Raw genomic sequence first — 18,616 nt, forward strand, 5'->3', positions numbered from 1 at the left:
GTTATAAGTTGTGCTTTTCGGCAGTTCTCAGCCGGCAGCAAGGATATACCTCGAAACGACGGCTGATCGTCCGACGCCATAGGCGCCACTATGAATTGTCGGCTTTGGCCGACGGTGTCCGCCGCCGGATGGCAGGACAGGAATGCTGCTGGCGGAAACTCTGTCCCGAGCCTGTCCGCCCTACCCCGCTGTTGGCGGGGGCAGGAGGAGCACCAGATAGAGCCGGGAATAATATCCCGGCTCTATCTTTTTTGGCAATAAACGGCCTATGTTGTTCTGCCAACAAAAGCGCCAACAGGAAAATATTTTACGCCACATCGCGGCCCGTAAAATATATAATTTTTTACCCTTTTAGATTGACAGAGCAGGCCCATAATAGTATAATTTTAAAGGTTAGGCAGACACTCTGTAATCTATAAAACAGCAACAATTTAAGGAGAAACAAAATGGCAAAAAGGATCTCGGCTCTCTTGGCGGTTTTAATGATTATTTCGGCATCTTTTGTCCTGGCCCAGACCGAGGAACCGGCCGACCAGCCGGCTGCCACCGGCGATTTCGCCGCACAGATGATGGGTGGGCTGGGAGTGGTGATGATAGACGGTGACATGTACTATAGGGTCCAGCTGGTTCCGGAGCTGTCGTTCTCCAAGATCGGCCTGGGCCTGGATGTGGACCTGCTGTTCAACAACGACGGCATCCGCAAGGAGGACTGGAACCCCAAGAGCCGCTGGGTGCGGATCATCCGTTATGCCCGCTGGGGGCAGAAGCGTGACGTATTTTATGTCCGGCTGGGGGCGCTGGACGCCGCCACTTTGGGACACGGCTCCATCATGTACCGTTACGGCAACCAGGTCAACGATGCCGACCGCAAGATAGGCATGGAACTGGACCTGGACTTCGGCATGGCCGGGTTCGAATCGGTGGTGTCCAACTTCGGGCGGGCCGAGATCTACGGCGGCCGGGGCTACGTCCGGCCGCTTAAATCCACCGGGATACCGATCATCAAGAATTTCGAGGTTGGTGCAACGGTGGTAAGCGACCTGGATCCCGACCAGAATTCCGGAGTAGATGACAAGGTAACTGTCTTCGGGGCCGATCTGGGCCTGCCGATCATCAATACCAAACTGCTTTATACCCAGCTGTATTACGACTTTGCCAAGATAAAAAACTATGGCTCCGGCAATGTAGTGGGCATTTCGGCCGACCTTAAATTCCCCGGAGAGATCCTGACCTTGTCGTCAAAACTGGAACAGAGATTTTTGGGTGCAGAATATCTGCCCCAGTATTTCGATCGCTTTTATGAGGTGGAACGCTATCAGTTTGGGGCCTTACCACCAAGGAAAGTATTACTGCTGAATTACCTGACCGAGTCCCGCAACGGGACCTACGGAGAGCTGGCGGCCACCCTGGTGGGCAGGCTGACCATACTGGGAAGCTACCAGGCCATTCACAAGGTGCCCTACAGCGGAATGCTGCATTTCGGCACCGACCTGTCGAAATTGATCCCCAACAACAAGATGGAGATCCGGGCGGCCTACGACCAGAAGGGCATCAACGGGGCCAAGGACCTGTTCACCAACAACGAGAACACCCTGGTGACGGTGGAGGGAGGCTATCAGGTGTATTCCCATGTGATGCTGTACCTGACCTACCTGAAGACCTACGAAAAAATCACCAAGGATGATGATGGAAACACCATTCCGGCCTATTACAAGTCGGTGGAGAAATTCTCCCCCCGGCTGGCGGTCAAGTTCAGCTTCTAAATTCAGGGCCAGCGGTCATCGTCTTCCATAAAGATGAATGCCATGCACCGGCATATAAGTTCTTTTTTCGGCAGTCTGGCGGATTTCGTCTTTCCTCCCTTTTGCAGTCACTGTCACCGGAGGACCTCGGAAGGGCTGGCGGGCGGGATCTGCCGGGGCTGCTGGTCCTTGGTCAAAAAATGGCAGGACGGGCAGTGCCAGCGCTGCGGCCAGCCGGTGGCGGAAGCTGGATCCCTATGCCGGCATTGTCTGATCCCCGAATGGGGCTGCAGCGATATCAAGACCATCGGGCCTTTTGAGGCCCCGCTGTCCGAGGCCGTTCATATGCTCAAATATTCGGATGCCAAAAGCGTGTCCCGCCGGCTGGGGGCCATGATGGCCGAGCGTATTGTTTCGGACCAAAGGTATAATAAAGCGGATTTGGTGCTGGCCGTGCCGCTCCATATAGCTCGGAAAAGGGAGCGGGGATACAACCAGGCCCAGCTTCTGGCCGAACAGCTGGGAAAGTCCCTGGGCGTACCCTCTCCGGAAGGCCTGCTAACCAGGGCCCGGCACACCAGAACCCAGACCACCCTGAACAGGGAACAAAGGCTCAGGAACGTTAAAGGAATATTTGCTGTGCATAATCCAGACAGAATCAAGGGCAGATCAATAATACTAGTTGACGACGTGTTGACCACCGGGGCCACCATAGGCTCCTGTGGTCAATCTCTTTTTTCGGCCGGGGCCCGGGAGGTGCTGGCCCTGACGGCGGCCGCCGCCCCGCTGTGATCGCCTTTTAATGGGACGCGGATCTGCAGGGATTTTTAATTCAAAGGGTTCTCTTTGTAATTCCCTCACTTCATTGCCTTCAGTGTAAACCCCGAGCCAGCAGGACTTGCTTGCCTTACTCAGGGCAGGCTTCCAGCGGGAATCCGGGCCGGTAACTAAAAGCCCGATTTCGGTTGACATGCCCGAAGGGTAGTGATAAACTAAATTTTGACAGTTGATAAGGGATCTTGTATGAAAGAAATTTCCATCCTGCAGAAACACCGGTCCAACTACCAGCCCAAACTGCCTCCGGTTTTCATCCAAAAAGAAACATCGGTCGAAGTCCGGGAGGGGGAGCAAGCGGAGCCGCAGTCCGACCAGAAAGCCGTCAACGAAAGATTTCCCAGGACCTACGGGCTTCCATTACTGACCTTTGAGACCACCGAGAAGGCCGAACTTCCGGCCATCAATGTGGGGGTGGTGCTTTCCGGGGGGCAGTCTCCCGGCGGGCATAATGTCATCGCCGGGCTGTTCGACGCTATAAAGCAATTCAACCATAAGAGCCAGCTCTACGGCTTTCTGGAGGGTCCCAGCGGGCTGATAGATAATAAGCAGCTGCTGCTGACCGAAGAGATCGTAGACCAGTACCGCAATACCGGGGGTTTCGACATCATCGGCTCGGGACGTACCAAACTGGAGAAGGAGGCGCAATTCGACCAGGCGGCCGCCACCTGCCGTTCGGCCGGGATCGGAGCCATAGTGATCATCGGCGGCGACGACTCCAACACCAACGCCGCCATGCTGGCGGAGTATTTTCTGCAGAAGGACATCGATATAAAGGTGATCGGCTGCCCCAAGACCATCGACGGCGACCTGAAGAATAAGCAGGTCGAGATCTCCTTCGGATTCGACACCGCCACCAAGGTCTACTGCGAACTGCTGGGCAACATCCAGCGGGACGATCAGTCGGCCAAGAAATACTGGCACTTTATCCGGGTGATGGGCCGGGCGGCCTCGCATATCGCCCTGGAATGCGCCCTGCAGTGCCATCCCAACATCACCATCATCTCCGAGGAGGTGGCCGACCAGGGTCGGCGGCTTAAGGAGATCGTGGAATACATCGCCGGGGTGGTCCGGGACCGCTCCCTGAACGGCATGGATTACGGGGTGGTGGTCATCCCCGAGGGGCTGATAGAGTTCATCCCGGAGATCAAAAAGCTGATAGCCGAGCTCAACGACCTGATGGCCGAGCACAAGGACTATTTCAACGGCCTGACCACCCCGGAGGACAAGCACCAGTTCATCAACAAGAACCTGACCGCCCAGTCGGCCCAGGCTTTCGCTTCGATCCCCCAGGAGATCCAGTGGCAATTATTGGAGGATCGCGACCCCCACGGCAACGTCCAGGTGTCCCGGATCGAGACCGAAAAACTGCTGATCGACATGGTGGGAGACCTGCTGAGGGAATGGAGGGCCGAGGGAAAATTCTCCGGCAAGTTCAGCCCCCAGAACCATTTCTTCGGCTACGAGGGGCGGTGCTCCGCGCCCTCCAATTTCGACGCCGACTACAGCTACAGTCTGGGCTATGCCGCGGCGGCCCTGGTGGCCTGCGGCAAGACCGGCTATATGGCTCAGATCGCCAATCTGGCCGAGCCTCCGGGCAACTGGGTGGCGGGCGGCATTCCCCTGACCATGATAATGAATCTGGAGCGGCGGCAGGGCAGGGATGTTCCGGTGATCAGGAAGGCCCTGGTGAACCTGAACGGCGGACCGTTCAAGGAATTCGCCCGGCAGCGGGATGGCTGGGCCAAGGGCAACGACTACATCTATCCCGGGCCGATCCAGTATTTCGGGCCGGCCGAGGTCTGCGACCGCAGTACCATGACCCTGGCGCTGGAGCAGGGCGAGGACATTCTGAATATTCTGCAGGGCCTGGATGTCCTGCGGGACTCAGATGTCTTTTCCGAGCTGGGGCCGGAGGCCATCATCCGTCTGTTAAGCCTGGTGCAAAGGCTGTACATCAAACCCGGACAGATGGTCATCCGCCGGGGCGAGCTGGGGCAGTGCTTCTACATCGTGATGGATGGCGAGCTGGAGGTGATGGGCAAGGACGACAAGACCCCGGTGGCCACCCTCAAGAAGGGCGACCCCTTCGGGGAGATCGCCCTGCTGACCGACGTGCCCCGGACCGCCAACGTGGTGGCCAGGACCGACGGCAGCGTGCTGTTTTTGGATTCCTACAGTTTCAAGGATTTTCTGGCCGAGTTCGGCAATCTGGGAGACAGACTGGAGAAGCTGGGTGCGGAGAGGCTGAAGGAGCTGGAGGGGAAGGGGAACTGAGCTAAACCAAACTCAACCCCTACCCCCTTCTCTTGCGAAGAGAAGGGGTCGGGGTATGAGTTCAAAGCTGAAAGCTATAATCCTTAATCTTTAATCCATTCGGGAGGACATCATGCCACTAGTCGGAACCCGCGAGATGTTCAAAAAGGCCTATGACGGCGGCTACGCCATCGGGGCCTTCAACGTCAACAACATGGAATTATTGCAGGCCATCGTCGATGCCGGCACCGAGGAGCGGGCACCCCTGATCCTGCAGGTGTCGGCCGGGGCCCGCAAATACGCCCGGCAGGAATACCTGATCCACCTGGTACAGGCGGCCATGGAGACCACCGACATTCCGGTGGCCCTGCACCTGGACCACGGCGACAGCTTCGAGCTGTGCCAGGCCTGCGTGGACGGGGGATTCTCCTCAGTGATGATCGACGCCTCGCATTTCCCCTTCGAGGAAAACGTGGCCCTCACCAAAAAAGTGGTGGACTATGCCCACGCCAAGGGGGTGCCGGTGGAGGCCGAGCTGGGCAAGCTGACCTCCACCTCCGACGAGCCGGGGGCCCGGGAGGCGGTGTACACCGACCCGGACGAGGTGGTCGAATTTGTCAAACAGACCGGATGCGATTCGCTGGCCATATCCATCGGGACCTCCCACGGGGCCTACAAATTCAAGGGCGAGGCCACCCTGGACTTCCCGCGCTTAGAAAAGATCCAAAACCTGCTGCCGGGATATCCCATCGTGCTGCACGGGGCCTCTTCGGTTCCGGCCGAGCTGGTGGATATCTGCAACAAATACGGCGGCAAACTGCCGGGCACCCGCGGGGTGCCGGAAGAATTCCTGGCCCGGGCCGCCAAGATGGCGGTCTGCAAGATCAATGTGGACACCGACCTGCGGATCGCCATGACCGGTGCCATCCGCCAGGTCTTTGCCGAGAGCCCTTCGGAGTTCGATCCCCGCAAATACCTGGGCCCGGCCCGGGAGGCGGTCAAGCAGGTGGTCAAGGGCAAGGTCAAGCTGTTCGGCTGTGCCGGGAAGGCATAAGCATAAAGTTATTATCATGCCATTCCCGCATAAAGTGCGGAATAAATTTCGAATGGCATCCAGGGCTGGATTCCCTCGTTTGAGGGAATGACAGATTAAAGCATTGGTTGTCTGAAAATGCAAAAATCATAATAATCATGTAAGGAGGAATGATATTGGGCGACAATTAACGTCCTTTTAGACTATCTGAATCAACCAGTAAACTAAAAAGGAGCGTGAACATCATGAGCACCGATATCAAAAAATCCCTTCGCGAGCTGACCAAAATGCAGCCCGGCGAGGGCTACGTGCTGAGCGTCTACGTCAACGCCGCCCCGGACGGCAAGGGGCGCAGGAGTTACAACGTTTTTCTCAAGAAGAAATTCAATGAGATCGAGAAGAGCTTAAACCCGCACAGCCCCGAAGCGGAAAGTTTTCCCAAGGACGTCAAGGAGATAAACCGCTACCTGGAGGAGGACCTGAAGCCGGAGAGCAAGGGGGCCGCCCTATTCATTTCCCAGAGCAAGAAAATATTCAAGAGCTTCCAGACGGTGCTGCCGCTGGCCAACCGGGTGATAGTGTCCCGGGTTCCGTTCATCTACCCCCTGGCCAGGATGTCCGACAATTATTACCCTTACGGCGTGATCATCAGCGACGAGAAGCAGGCCAGAATGCTGAAGATATACCTGGGCAACCTGGAGGAGGAGGCCGACATAGTCACCGCCGCCGACGACATCTCGGCCAAGGGCTACGAGACCAGGAAGGGCCGGCTGGGCCTGTCCGACGAGAAACACCAGCGGCACCTTAAGGATCTCCGGGCCAAACACGTAAAAAGCGTCATCCGGGAGGCCCAGAGATTCTTCCAGGGCGATACCGCCCATCTGCTGGTGGCGGCGGAGAACGGGACTTTGGCCGAGATCAACCGGCAGCTGCCGGCCGCCCTCAAGGACAAGGTGATCACCACCGCCAAATTCGACATCAAATCCCCCAACAAAAAGGTGCTGGATGAATCGCTGAAGCTGTTCCATGACCTGGAGAACCAGGAGTCCCAGAGGATAGCCCGGGAGGCCGTGGTGCTGGCTAAAAGCAAGGGGGGCCGGGCCATGCTGGGCACCAAGGCCATCCTGGCGGCCCTGCAGGACGGCCGGGCCGAGACCCTGGTGATCTCGGAAAAATACTCCGGGCAGGGCTGGCAGTGCGCCGACTGCCTGATGCTGGGAGCCCTGGGCAAACCCAAGGTATGCGTTTATTGCGGCGGCAAGGCCATCGACAAAGATCCGGATATGAAGGAGGAGATGGTGGGCCTGGCCCTGAGGCACGGGGTCAAGGTGGAATTCGTGGAGGGATCGGCCGAACTGGACCAGAACGGCGGGATCGGGGTCCTGATGAAGAACAGATGAATCTAAAATCATATTTACCCCTAAAAGCCCATAAATCAATTTTGAGGAGAGCCATATGCCGGTGATCACCATATCCAAAGAGCACGGGGCCGGCGGCAAGCAGATTTCCCAGGACATCGCCCGGGCGCTGGGCTATGAACTGGTGGACAAGGCCATGATCGTCAAGGTGGCCCAGAACGCCAAAGTGACGGCCGAGAAGGTGGAGAAGTTCGACCAGGAGGGCTACGATTCCATGAGCAAGCACCTGAACAGCCTGCTGCTGGCCAATCCCTCCCTGTACTCCGGACTGGGGTTCGAGATGCCGATGGCCGGGCCGGGGATGCTGCCGGCGGGATATGATTTCTTCGATGCCGAGCAATATCTCAAATTCACCCAGAGCATGATGGAGAATCTCTGCAGCAAGGGGAAGGTGGTGCTGGTGGGCCGGGGGAGTCAGGTGTTCCTGTCCGACAAACCGGACTGTCTGCACCTGCGGCTGGCGGCGCCCCTGGATTACCGGATCAAGCGGGTGATGGAGAAGCAGGCGGTCGGGGAGAAGGAGGCTAAGGATCTAATAAGCAAGAAAGACAAGGCCCGTTCGTCCTACATCAAGGATTTCTATCAGCGGGACTGGAACGATCCCGCATTATATCACCTGATCATCAACACCGCCAGGATAAACAGCCAGGGGATCATCGCCATCATTAATGAAGCCATCAAACAAATATAAAAATTTAAACACAGGAGCGTTTACTATGGGTGTGAAAATCGGCATCAACGGTTTCGGCCGGATCGGCCGTCTGGTGATCAGCGCCATGGCGGAACAGAAAACACTGGGCCAGCCGCTGGATATAGTGGCGGTGGTGGACGTCTCCACCGATGCCAAGTATTTCGCCTACCAGCTGAAATACGATTCGGTCCACGGAAAATTCCCCGGCCAGGTGTCCACCGCCAAGAGCGATCCCTCCCTGGCCGAGGATGACGTCATCATCGTCAACGGCCACAAGATCAAATGCATCATGGCCACCAAGGATCCCGCCCAGCTGCCCTGGAAGGACCTGGGAGTGGAGCTGGTGATCGAGGCCACCGGCCTGTTCACCCATTCCGACAAGGCCCAGGGACACCTGGCGGCCGGGGCCAAGAAGGTGCTGATCACCGCCCCCGGAAAGGGCGAGGTCAAGACCATCGTGCTGGGGGTCAACGAAAAGGAGTACGACCCGGCCAAGCATAATATCGTCTCCAATGCCTCCTGCACCACCAACTGCCTGGCCCCGGTGGTCCACGTATTGATGAAAGAAGGGATCGGGATCGAGAATGGCCTGATGACCACCATTCATTCCTACACCGCCACCCAAAAGACGGTGGACGGGCCATCCAAGAAGGACTGGCGGGGGGGCAGAGCGGCCGCCATCAACATCATCCCCAGCTCCACCGGCGCCGCCAAGGCGGTGGGCGAGGCCATTCCGGCGGTTAAGGGGAAGATGACCGGGATGTCGTTCCGGGTGCCGACGGCCGATGTTTCGGTGGTGGATCTTACCTTCCGTTCCGAGAAGGAGACCTCCATCGAGGCCATAGACGCCCTGCTGAAGAAGGCCTCCGAGACCTACCTCAAGGGCTATCTGGGTTATGCCGACGAGGAGATGGTCTCCACTGATTTCATCCACGACCAGCGCTCGTCCATCTACGATTCCCTGGCCACCCTGCAGAACAATCTGAAGGGTGAAAAGCGGTTCTTCAAGATCGTCAGCTGGTATGACAACGAATGGGGATACTCCCACCGGATAGCCGAGCTGGCCAAATTGATGGCCGATAAAATGTAACCGGAGGCTTTAAGGGCGCCGCATGGTTTTGGATTGTGCGGCGCCGTATTTGTATCCATGAAAAAGATATTCTTAATAACGATCCTGGTGATCATATCCTCCGGGCGGTATGTTTTTTCCGATGCCACAGCCCGGGAATTGCAGATATTCCAGACCAATTCCACCAACGGGAACCTATTCCCCTGTCGCTGCCCCAGCGAGCCCAAGGGGGGACTTGCCAAACAGGCATCCCTGATAAAGAAGCTGGCCGGCGGCGGACCTTACTGGCTGCTGGAGTCCGGGGACATCTTCGGGATCAACACCGACCGGCCCTCGGATTCGCTGGTTTTGGCGGCCTACCAGGCCATGAAGTACCAGGCGGTGGCCGTCGGCGACCAGGAGCTGGCCAAGGGGGGCGACTATTTCCTGCAATTGAAAGACCGGTTTGACATTCCCTTTGTTTCCGCCAATCTGCTTTACAATGGCAGACCGATGGCCGAAGCCTACCTTATCTGCTCTTTAGGCAAACCAGCGGTAAAAGCTGCGGTGATCGGGCTGATATCGCCCCAGACCATGCTATATTACCCCCAGGAAAAACTGGCGGGCATACAGATCCTTCCGCCCCAACCGGTGCTCCGTGGCCTGATCGACAGTTTAAAGGGCAAGGTTGACCTGTTCATCCTGGCCTCGCATCTGGGGTTCGAGGAAGAGGTTGAGATCGCCCAAAAATTTCCGGAGCTGTCGCTGATCATCGGCGGGCACAGCCAGACCGAATTGAATGAAGCGGACCGTACCGGAAACGTGCCGATAGTAGAATCGGGCTCCAGCGGCAAACGGCTGACCAGAGCGGTTTTGACCAGAAAGAACGGCAAGTGGCTGTTATCGGAATCAAAGCTTTATGGAATAACCTCCGACCTGCCCGACGATCCCGCAGTTTCTAAAATTATAGGACCAATGCCGGGTTATTCCCATCATAATAGCGACACAGTAAGCAGCGCCAAGATCGAAAGATCGGTCATTCATATCTTTGTGGCCCCGGACTGCCCCGACTGCCAAAAGCTGGAGGATGGGCTTTTCAAAAAAACAGCCCGCCAATATTCCAGCCAACTCAAGATCCAGTATCATATGGTTGATGATTCCCGGGAATACAAGTTACTGCTGGATTATGAAAAATTATGTAACGATAAAAACAATGAGATACCGGCGGTAGTCATAAACGGCCGGATCCTGGCCGGGGTGGAGGAGATCGAAAAAGAATTGGAGGGCCTGCTGGGCCTGCAGTTGAACCGGAAAACTATAGAGAACACAAAAGATAAAAGATCAGATATAAAAAACAGCGGACTAGAAAACACGACAGCAAACGAGGCATTCGTCGATAGCATCTACCTGGCCTTGGTCACCGACCTGCGCTGCCAGAAATGCGGCCGGGCCGAGTACATGATAAGGGCTTTGCAGGATGAGCATCCCCGGTTGGCGGTCAGGAAGTTCGACCTGCAGACCAGGGAGGGCAAGCTGATGGCCGAGGCCCTGGGCCTGCTATACGGCCTGCCGGGCGACAGCCGCCTTAAGGCTCCGGCGGCCTACCTGGGGGAAGACTATCTGCTGGAGGCCCAGATGGACGATCAGGCCCTGTCGTCCCTGATCGCCAAGTACCAGGCCGGCACTCTCCGCATTCCCTGGGAGGAGGCCCAGGTCCTGGCCGACCGGGCAGGCCAGAGCATCTTCCAGCGCTTCAAATCCTTCGGCCTGCTGGGGGTGATGGGGGCGGGTCTGCTGGACGGGATCAACCCCTGTTCCCTGGCGGTGTTGGTGTTCTTCATCTCCTACCTGGCCTTTGTGGGCCGCAAAAGATGGGAGATCCTGGCGGTGGGCATCTCCTACACCCTGGCCGACTTCCTGGTGTACTTCCTGATCGGCATCGGGAGCCTGTCTTTCCTGATGACCCTCAAGTCACTTCCCCTGCTAAGCAAAATACTTTACTGGCTGGCGGTGGTCGCCGGGTTCATCCTAGCCTTCTATAATTTCAGGGATTATTTGAAAGCCCGCCGGGGAGATCTCTCCGGAATGGACCTTCAGTTGTCCAGCAAGACCAAACAGCGAATACACAAGGTCATCCGCGACCGAATGGGGGCCGGGGGGCTTATCGGAGGTGCTTTTGTGGCGGGGCTGATCACCTCGGTCCTGGAGTTCGCCTGCACCGGGCAGGTCTATTTGCCCACCATCGCCTTTGTCAGCCAGATATCCTCGGCCAGATACCAGGCCTACGGCTATCTGCTGTTGTACAACCTGATGTTCGAGGTGCCGATGATAGTCACCTTCGTCATCGCCTTCTGGGGGGTGTCATCCAAGACCATCGCCGGATGGGCTCAGCGCTCGGTGGCCGGAGTGAAACTGGCCACCGCCATACTGTTCACGGTGATGAGCCTGGCGCTGATATTGATTCTGCTAGGTTAATAATTTTGACTCTAAATGAAATTGATATACAGCTTATAGCATGTAATATTTGTAAATGGCAGTGTTGCAAGGGAAGAAACACCGTTTTGAGGCTTGGCTTCTTTTACCGCTTTCTCTTTAAAGAGAAAGCTACAAAGTCACGCCAAAGGCGGATCCGCCTATATGGATTTACCTGCGGTGGCGGAAGAACTGTCGCTGCACCGCTGCCTGGAAGTTTTAATATCCATCTGCCTAAATGTCTTGACCACGAAACAGGGCACTCGCAGGCAAAACATTCTTTACGGCAGCTTTTGCCAAACAGCAGCGCTGATGCGACCCGGGACCCCGCCTTTAAGTGGAGCGGTGTAAGCATCAGCCCCGATAAAGCAGTCATTGTGTCATTTGCATCAGGCTTGTTCTGGTTCAATGGATGCCGGGGCGCAGGTCTTACTGTCCGCGCAACTGGGCGGAAAGGACATCTTTGGTTACTTTCTTGGTTACAAGAAAGTAACAGGTAAGACATTGCAGGAATGCTTTTGTACAAACTAAATACCGAAAAAATATAATTATAAAAGAGAGTTATGCCGAGTAATTATTTTCAACAGAACAAAGATTATCTTATGGCCACCGCCGTGGGATTATTGGCCGGATGGCTGGACCTGCTTCATGTCAGCTGGATATGGGCCGCCTTGTTGGTATTGTTTGGCGGAGCAGCTTTGGGACATTTCTTCGAACGGCACCCCCGCAGCCTGGCTTTCTCGCTGGGGTTCGGACCGTTCCTGCTGCAGCTGGCGGCCCTGATGTTCGACCGGATGCCGGCTTTCAAGCAGAACCTGTTCTTCTCCCTGCTGGCTCTGATCCCGGCTTTCCTAGGGGTCTATGCCGGGCAGCTGTTCAAAAAACTTAATAAATAGCAATAGGACTTTGGCCGGATATGAACAGCGGCTCCCTCGACAGTTCCCAGAAAAACCCCAGGTACAAACGGCCGATGCTTTGGCTGGAATCGGTGTCCGGCTATTTTTATCCTTTTGAAATAATAGAGCGCAAGATAGACACGCTGGAGATCATCGGGGAATGGGAAACGGCTGAGGCCATCCTTACCGGTTCGCTGTTAGAACTGGATAGGTTCGATGACAAGATCATGCTGGCCGAAGCCTGCAGCCGGCTGGGCAGCCTGAAGGTCAATCGGGGCCAGTATTCTGATGCCGGCAAGGTATTCGATCGGTCCCTTACCATCTTTCAGGATGCGGACGATAAAAGAGGACAGGGCCGGGTGCTGTGCAACATCGCCAGCATCCATCACAACCGGGGGGACTACGACAGCGCCCTGGACTGCCTGAAAGAGGCCCTGGGGTACGCCGAAGAGTTGGATAACAAACAGGGGATCAGCCGGGCCATCGGCAATATCGGTATCATCTATTATGAGAAGGGCGATTTCCAGAAGGCGGTCGAGTATTACCAGCGGGCCATGGATATCTCCCGGGAGCTGGGCGACCAGGAGACCGAGACCATCTCGGTGGGCAATATCGGGATGATCTACCAGGAGATAGGCGACTATCCCAAGGCTTTGGAGTATTGCACCCGTTATCTGAAGATGGCCCAGAGCCAGGGGAACAAACAGGTGATCAGCTATGCCCTGGGAAATGTGGGATCCATCTATTTCGAACTGGACGAACTGAAAAAGGCCAGGGAATACTTTAAGAAATACCTGGAGATATCCCTTGAATTGGGGGACAAACCGGGCCAGATAGTGGCCTGCGACGACATGGGGATCACAGAGATGTTTCTGGGCAACTTCCCGGCCAGTCAGGAATATTACGACAAGGCTTTGGAGCTGACCTCCGAACTGAGCAATGCCGAGAATCTGGCGGTCCTTTTGGCCAACATCGGCAAACTGCAGGCCCGGCTGGGAAATATGGTCCAGGCGGAGGGATATTTTGTCAAAGGCATAGAAAGCGCCAAGAAAACAGAAAATAATTTTCAACTGGCGCAGAATTACTTTTTCCTGGCCGATTTCTATCATAAGGAAGGGCGGCTGCAGCCGGCCAGGGAGTACAATCAAAGGGCATTGGAACTGGCCCGGGAGACCAACTGCCGGGAGGTGATCATAAACGCGGGGATACTGGAGAACCTTCTGCTGGCAGGGGATGACAGGCCCCGGGCCGTCTCCGGCCTGGAAACCATGCTGTCGGACATTCAAACCGAGAAACACCGGGCGGAGATAAATTATCACCTTCTCAAGCTGGCCGGCCGGGAAGTCAACCGGAAAATTGCCGCCGGGCTTTATAGGGAACTTTGGCAGAGATCGGGCAATATAGATTACCGTGACCGGCTGAAAGAAATTCAAACATCCATTAATAAAAGGGAACCATGAAAGAGCTGATACTTAAGAACGTGAAGATAGGCCGTGGGAATCCGCTGGCCCTGATAGCCGGGCCCTGCGTGCTGGAGGACGAGGCGGTGGTGATGAGGACCGCCGAACAGGTAAAAAAGATCTCCGAAAAGCTGAAGATCGGCCTGGTGTTCAAGTCCTCCTATAAAAAAGACAACCGTTCTTCGGCCAAGAGCTACCAGGGGCCGGGGCTGGAAAAGGGTTTGAAAATACTGGAGAAGGTCAAAAAGCAGTTCGATGTGCCGGTGCTCTCCGATGTGCATTATCCCGAGGAGGTGGCGGCCTGCGCCCAGGTGCTGGACATCATCCAGATCCCGGCCTATCTGTGCATGCAGACAGAGCTGACATTAAGGGTCGCCAAGACCGGCAAGGTGGTCAACATAAAAAAGGGGCAGTTTTTGGCCCCGGAGGATATGGGACATATCGTCAAAAAGATCGAGGAGACCGGCAATACCAATATCCTGCTGACCGAGCGCGGCAGTTGCTTCGGCTACCACAACCTGGTGGTGGATTTTAAGGCCCTGCCCATCATGCGTTCGCTGGGATATCCGGTGGTGTTCGACGTCACCCACACCATCCGCAAATATGGCAAGCCATCCAGCGATCCGGCCGGGGGGAGCCCGGAATTCATCGAGCCGCTGGCCCGGGCCGGGGTGGCCTGCGGCTGCGACGCCATATTCATCGAGACCCATCCCAGGCCCTGCGAGGCCAAATGCGATGCAGCCAGCATGCTGGAGCTGTCAAAATTGGAGCGGCTGCTGGAGAGTTTAATGGAACTGGACCAGGTGGCCAGGAAGTACGTTTAACCACCAAGCCACCAAGAAATTATCTGGAGCTAAAGTGTCATCCCCGCAACAGCGGGAATCCAGGTTTGGATGCCCGTTTTCACGGGCATGACAAATAGGATGAAATAAAGCCAAAGGAGTAAGTGATGAAAAAGATTATCCTGATCTCAGCCCTGATGCTGATAGCCTCCGGCACGTTTGCTCTGCAGACCATAGAGCAGAAGACCCCCATTTCGCAGGTGGTGATCTACAACGACCGGGTGGAGATAACCCGGATGCACAAGACCGGCTACCAGCCCGGGGAATACCAGCTCAAGATGACCGACCTGCCGTCCTCGCTGGACGAGAACTCGGTGCGGACCTCGGGGAGCGGCACGGCCGAGGTCAAGATCAACGGGGTGAAGATCGAAACGGTCTACCTGGACACCACCACCAACCAGAAATACAAGGCCCTGGAGGATTCGGTGGAGCAGCTCAAGGAACAGCAGAAGATCTACGACGACCGCTACGGTCTGCTGCAGAAGGAGGCCGATTACCTGGAGAAGATAAAAAATGCCAGCACTGCTTTGCCTTCAGGCAGAGAATCCGAAAAGCCCAGATCCACCACGGTCAGCGAGTGGACCGGGCTGTATAATTTCTACGATGCCAAATTCGAAGCCATAAACAAGGAACAGCGGAGCATCGAGAAAAACAAGAAGGCCCTGCAGGCCAGGCTGAACGCCCTGCAGAGCCGCCTGCACAAGATATCGGCCGGGGCCAACCTGACCAAGAAGAACGTCAGCGTCAGCTTCACCGTCAAAAAGGAGGGCAGTTTGGCCCTAGCCTTAAGCTATATGATGATGGGGGCCTCCTGGCATCCCCAATACGACATCCGGGTGTCGCCGGAGAACAAGGAGGTGGAGTTCACCTATTACGGGGTGATCTACCAGAACACCGGCGAGGATTGGAAGAACGTCAAAATAACGCTGTCCACCGCCCAGCCGTCCATCTCCGGCTCCATGCCGGCCCTCAAGCCCTGGTATGTGGATGTCTATCAACAGTATTATCAGAAGGGACAAGCACCGCAAAGAGCCAAACAGATCCTTTCTGTCGGTAAAGAAATGCAACAGGTTCAGTCTCCTATTTTTGATGAGGCAACTTCACCATCACGAGGTGTTATAGGAAATACGGCTGGAATAGTTACTTCTGATGTTGAATTCACAGGCACCTCCTACGTTTACCTGACACCCGGCGAGAACAACATCCCCTCGGACGGCGAGCCGCACAAGATCCCCATCGCCTTCGAGACCCTGAAGGCCGACTTCGAATATTCTTCGGCCCCCCGCCTGAAACAGTACGCCTACCTGCAGGGCAAGGTCAAGAACACCACCGAGTATCCCTTCATCGCCGGGGACATCAACGTTTTCTTCGGCAATAATTTCGTGGGCACTTCGGCCATCAACACCGTCATCCCCTCGGAAAAGTTCGACGTCTCGCTGGGCATAGACGAGGGCATCAAGATCACCCGGCAGAAGGTGAGGGACCTGGTCGAGAACGGCAAGCGGATCAAGCGAACCTACGGCTACAAGGTGACGGTCAAGAATCTCAAGAAAACCAAGGAGATCCTGACGGTCAACGAACAGTATCCGGTCTCCCGGAATGATAAGATCAAGGTCAAATTGGTGTCGCCCAAGTTCGACGACGAAAAGCTGGAATACGGGATCAAGGAAAAGGCCAACGGCATCATCGAATGGAAGATGGAACTGGGCCCGCAGGAGAAGAAGGAGATGGAATTGGAGTACATTTTGGAATATCCCGGCGGGGTCAGCGTGACCGGACTATAATATAACCACCAAGACACCAAGGCACCAATAATCTAATTCAATTTCCAAAGTGGATATGGATAAGCTTGTGCCCTTGCCAGAACATCTAGATAGATTGGCGAAAATAGTGGTGGACTCTGCTTATAAAGTTCATACTGCACTTGGCCCAGGGTTGCTTGAATCCGTGTATGAAAAATGTATGTTGCCTGAACTAAGGTCACGGAACATTAAATGCAAAGAGCAAGTGGAAGTGCCGATCACTTATGGAGAAGTAAAAATAGATGCAGGTTTTCGGATAGATATTATAGTTGAGGATGAGGTAATTGTAGAACTTAAGGCAGTAGAAAAACATAACCCCCTATACGAAGCCCAATTGTTGACATATTTAAAACTCACCAAAAAGCGATTAGGATTATTGATAAATTTCAATGTTCCTGTTATCAAACAAGGGATAAAAAGAATAGTTTTATAAACTTCGTGTCTTGGGGTCTTGGTGGTTAAAAAGAAGGAAGGAAAATGAAGAACAGCAATAAGAGCATAGTCAACCTGGGCAGGAAGGTCATCAAGACCGAGGCCCTGGCCCTGAACGAATTGGCCGACCGTCTCAATGGCAATTTCGACCAGGCGGTGGATGTTCTGTTTAAGGTCAAACGCAAGGTGATCGTCACCGGGGTGGGAAAATCCGGGCTGATCGGCCAGAAGATAGCCGCCACTTTGACCTCCACCGGCACCCCGGCCTTCTTTCTGCATCCCACCGACGCCCTGCACGGCGACCTGGGGCTGGTGCGCAAGGGCGACGCGGCCATCATCATCTCCAAGAGCGGGGAGACCGACGAGCTGTACGAACTGCTGTCTGTCCTGAAGAGGGTGGGGGTCAAGATCATTGCCCTGCTGGGCAAGCTGGATTCCCCGCTGGCCGGGCTGTCCGACGTGGTGCTGGACGTCTCGGTCAAAGAGGAGGCCTGCCCGCACGATCTGGTGCCCACCTCCAGCACCACCGCCGCCCTGGCCATGGGCGACGCCCTGGCCGTGGCCCTGTTGGACCAGCGTAATTTCAGCCCGGAGGACTTCGCCTGTTTCCATCCCGGCGGTGGGCTGGGCAAAAGGCTACTGCTGAAGGTGTCCGACCTGATGCTGACCGGGAAGGATGTTCCCATCGTCGCCAGCGGATCGGGCATGAAGGAGGCCCTGATAGAGATGACCGCCAAGCGCGGGGTGACCTCGGTGGTGGACGAGAAGGGCAGACTGCTGGGGATCATCACCGACGGCGACCTCAAAAGACTATTGGCCAGGACCAACGACATCTTTTCCTTAAAGGTGGACGAGGTGATCGGCAGGAACCCCAAGACTGTTGACCAGGAGCGCCTGGCGGTCAAGGCCGCCAAGATGATGGAGGACCACCGGGTGACCTCCCTGCTGGTGGTGGACAAGGAGAAGAAGCCGGTGGGGATAATCCATCTGCATGACATAATGCAGGCGGGAGTGCTTTAGATTTTTAAAATCTTTCCAGAAGATGGTAGACATTTAATAGAAATTTATATACAACTTAACTAAATATTGGAGATAACATGGATACTTCAAAATTACGGACCCTTTATCAAAAAAATGAAATTGCCCATTTGTTTTTTGACTATATTGCAAATAGAAAAAATAATGCATCTGAAAGTCGTATACACCGTATAATATCTAATATAAAACAAGGCAACAATGATATTTCAAGAAGCCAAGTTATTGAACTTTTAAAAGAATTAGAAAACATCGGTTGTGGTGAGTTTGTTGCTGGTCGTCATGGTTGGCCTTCTAGATTTGTTTGGAACGTCGGTATGATTAGTGTTGGTAAAATCGCTCGAGGCGAATCACAAGAAGCTGAAGAGTTGCCAGAAGAAATTGAAACACAAGAGGAAGATATTGAAATGATTGCCCATGCATATTTTTTGCGAGCTAATATGCAAATTGAAATAGAGTTGCCGGATAATTTAACAAAAAGCGAAGCAAACAGAATGGCTGAATTTATTAAATCGCTTCCTTTTGAAAATAATGAACAGTGAAGTATTTTGTAATAATTAAAAACACCATAAAAAACAAATGGTTTTTCGTTTATCTGGCATAACAATTCTGGTATAAATTTTGCTGTGCTATTGACAAATGAAACCACGCTCCT

General features: G+C 54.8%; 15 protein-coding genes. All 15 read left to right on the forward strand.

Annotated elements, in window-relative coordinates; translation table 11 throughout:
* Positions 1-446: 446 nt before the first annotated feature.
* The 15 genes from A2273_09700 (at position 447) to A2273_09770 (ending at position 18,503) form a co-directional block, all read left to right on the forward strand.
* Positions 447-1,763 carry a hypothetical protein gene (locus A2273_09700; protein ID OGF06053.1) on the forward strand — a complete coding sequence of 439 codons (1,317 nt, stop codon included), beginning with the start codon at positions 447-449 and terminating at the stop codon, positions 1,761-1,763.
* A 42-nt stretch (positions 1,764-1,805) separates the two neighbouring features.
* The gene (locus A2273_09705; GenBank protein OGF06054.1) at positions 1,806-2,534 is read left to right on the forward strand and encodes a hypothetical protein; all 729 of its coding nucleotides are present in this window, start codon (positions 1,806-1,808) and stop codon (positions 2,532-2,534) included.
* A gap of 231 nt (positions 2,535-2,765) precedes the next feature.
* Positions 2,766-4,853, forward strand: coding sequence for a diphosphate--fructose-6-phosphate 1-phosphotransferase (locus A2273_09710; protein OGF06055.1), 2,088 nt, complete (start codon positions 2,766-2,768; stop codon positions 4,851-4,853).
* A gap of 112 nt (positions 4,854-4,965) precedes the next feature.
* Complete coding sequence (locus A2273_09715; protein OGF06056.1) at positions 4,966-5,886, forward strand: fructose-1,6-bisphosphate aldolase, class II; 921 nt, start codon at positions 4,966-4,968, stop codon at positions 5,884-5,886.
* A gap of 224 nt (positions 5,887-6,110) precedes the next feature.
* Entirely contained in the window at positions 6,111-7,265 is a 1,155-nt protein-coding gene (locus A2273_09720) for a hypothetical protein (protein OGF06057.1), read from the forward strand.
* 55 nt (positions 7,266-7,320) lie between these two features.
* Entirely contained in the window at positions 7,321-7,974 is a 654-nt protein-coding gene (locus tag A2273_09725; GenBank protein ID OGF06058.1) for a hypothetical protein, read from the forward strand.
* Positions 7,975-7,999: 25 nt separating this feature from the next.
* On the forward strand, positions 8,000-9,064 hold the full coding sequence (locus A2273_09730) for a type I glyceraldehyde-3-phosphate dehydrogenase (GenBank protein OGF06059.1): 1,065 nt from the start codon (positions 8,000-8,002) through the stop codon (positions 9,062-9,064).
* Positions 9,065-9,121: 57 nt separating this feature from the next.
* Positions 9,122-11,497, forward strand: a complete 2,376-nt coding sequence (locus tag A2273_09735) for a hypothetical protein (protein OGF06060.1) — start codon at positions 9,122-9,124, stop codon at positions 11,495-11,497.
* A gap of 560 nt (positions 11,498-12,057) precedes the next feature.
* On the forward strand, positions 12,058-12,390 hold the full coding sequence (locus A2273_09740; protein ID OGF06061.1) for a hypothetical protein: 333 nt from the start codon (positions 12,058-12,060) through the stop codon (positions 12,388-12,390).
* 20 nt (positions 12,391-12,410) lie between these two features.
* Positions 12,411-13,850, forward strand: a complete 1,440-nt coding sequence (locus tag A2273_09745) for a hypothetical protein (protein ID OGF06062.1) — start codon at positions 12,411-12,413, stop codon at positions 13,848-13,850.
* Positions 13,847-14,674 (forward strand): 3-deoxy-8-phosphooctulonate synthase, encoded by an 828-nt coding sequence (locus A2273_09750; GenBank protein OGF06063.1) that lies wholly within the window; start codon positions 13,847-13,849, stop codon positions 14,672-14,674. Before A2273_09745 ends, A2273_09750 begins: the two co-directional genes overlap by 4 nt.
* A 125-nt stretch (positions 14,675-14,799) precedes the next feature.
* Entirely contained in the window at positions 14,800-16,476 is a 1,677-nt protein-coding gene (locus tag A2273_09755) for a hypothetical protein (protein OGF06064.1), read from the forward strand.
* A gap of 55 nt (positions 16,477-16,531) precedes the next feature.
* Positions 16,532-16,927: a GxxExxY protein gene (locus tag A2273_09760; protein ID OGF06065.1), complete on the forward strand. Its 396-nt coding sequence runs from the start codon at positions 16,532-16,534 to the stop codon at positions 16,925-16,927.
* 44 nt (positions 16,928-16,971) lie between these two features.
* Positions 16,972-17,946 carry a D-arabinose 5-phosphate isomerase gene (locus tag A2273_09765; GenBank protein OGF06066.1) on the forward strand — a complete coding sequence of 325 codons (975 nt, stop codon included), beginning with the start codon at positions 16,972-16,974 and terminating at the stop codon, positions 17,944-17,946.
* A gap of 77 nt (positions 17,947-18,023) precedes the next feature.
* Positions 18,024-18,503, forward strand: a complete 480-nt coding sequence (locus tag A2273_09770; protein OGF06067.1) for a hypothetical protein — start codon at positions 18,024-18,026, stop codon at positions 18,501-18,503.
* Positions 18,504-18,616: the final 113 nt, after the last annotated feature.

The sequence above is a fragment of the Candidatus Edwardsbacteria bacterium RifOxyA12_full_54_48 genome, assembly GCA_001777915.1.
GTDB lineage: Bacteria > Edwardsbacteria > AC1 > AC1 > EtOH8 > UBA2226.

What these genes read in the sequence shown, in the direction of transcription:
- A2273_09700 (OGF06053.1), top strand. Translation starts at nt 447, where the DNA reads ATGGCAAAAAGGATCTCGGCTCTCTTGGCGGTTTTAATGATTATTTCG.
- A2273_09705 (OGF06054.1), top strand. Translation starts at nt 1,806, where the DNA reads ATGCACCGGCATATAAGTTCTTTTTTCGGCAGTCTGGCGGATTTCGTC.
- A2273_09710 (OGF06055.1), top strand. Translation starts at nt 2,766, where the DNA reads ATGAAAGAAATTTCCATCCTGCAGAAACACCGGTCCAACTACCAGCCC.
- A2273_09715 (OGF06056.1), top strand. Translation starts at nt 4,966, where the DNA reads ATGCCACTAGTCGGAACCCGCGAGATGTTCAAAAAGGCCTATGACGGC.
- A2273_09720 (OGF06057.1), top strand. Translation starts at nt 6,111, where the DNA reads ATGAGCACCGATATCAAAAAATCCCTTCGCGAGCTGACCAAAATGCAG.
- A2273_09725 (OGF06058.1), top strand. Translation starts at nt 7,321, where the DNA reads ATGCCGGTGATCACCATATCCAAAGAGCACGGGGCCGGCGGCAAGCAG.
- A2273_09730 (OGF06059.1), top strand. Translation starts at nt 8,000, where the DNA reads ATGGGTGTGAAAATCGGCATCAACGGTTTCGGCCGGATCGGCCGTCTG.
- A2273_09735 (OGF06060.1), top strand. Translation starts at nt 9,122, where the DNA reads ATGAAAAAGATATTCTTAATAACGATCCTGGTGATCATATCCTCCGGG.
- A2273_09740 (OGF06061.1), top strand. Translation starts at nt 12,058, where the DNA reads ATGCCGAGTAATTATTTTCAACAGAACAAAGATTATCTTATGGCCACC.
- A2273_09745 (OGF06062.1), top strand. Translation starts at nt 12,411, where the DNA reads ATGAACAGCGGCTCCCTCGACAGTTCCCAGAAAAACCCCAGGTACAAA.
- A2273_09750 (OGF06063.1), top strand. Translation starts at nt 13,847, where the DNA reads ATGAAAGAGCTGATACTTAAGAACGTGAAGATAGGCCGTGGGAATCCG.
- A2273_09755 (OGF06064.1), top strand. Translation starts at nt 14,800, where the DNA reads ATGAAAAAGATTATCCTGATCTCAGCCCTGATGCTGATAGCCTCCGGC.
- A2273_09760 (OGF06065.1), top strand. Translation starts at nt 16,532, where the DNA reads ATGGATAAGCTTGTGCCCTTGCCAGAACATCTAGATAGATTGGCGAAA.
- A2273_09765 (OGF06066.1), top strand. Translation starts at nt 16,972, where the DNA reads ATGAAGAACAGCAATAAGAGCATAGTCAACCTGGGCAGGAAGGTCATC.
- A2273_09770 (OGF06067.1), top strand. Translation starts at nt 18,024, where the DNA reads ATGGATACTTCAAAATTACGGACCCTTTATCAAAAAAATGAAATTGCC.